The 284-nt window shown below is 53.2% G+C and carries 1 protein-coding gene; it reads right to left on the reverse strand.

All coding sequences use genetic code 11. The features are described 5' to 3' along the window. Positions 1–284, reverse strand: a 284-nt coding sequence (locus OO007_RS20250) for a hypothetical protein (protein ID WP_325810193.1), incomplete at both ends; no start/stop codon positions are given.

Here is a 284-nt window from a genome sequence, read left to right on the forward strand (position 1 = left end):
ATTGTCGCTGTACCGGTAGTGTTATCCGGGAACGTTACGGTAGCCGTATTTCCAGGGTCACCGGTGCCCGTGATACTTAAGGTTCCATCAGGATTAACCCCGATAGTTTGGGTCGGTGCAGCTGGAGCTGTGGTGTCCGTATAGGTACCCGTTACCGCCGGCGAGATGTTATTCGCTGGATCGGTTTGGGTTGTTGAGACATCTCCTGAAGGCTGTGTTGCCGTCGAGGTTACTGGACCAAAGCTACCGTCTGGTTGAATTGTCGCTGTACCGGTAGTGTTATC

Source organism: Cocleimonas sp. KMM 6892 (genome assembly GCF_035798195.1).
In the GTDB taxonomy this organism is placed as follows: Bacteria; Pseudomonadota; Gammaproteobacteria; order Thiotrichales; family Thiotrichaceae; genus Cocleimonas; species Cocleimonas flava.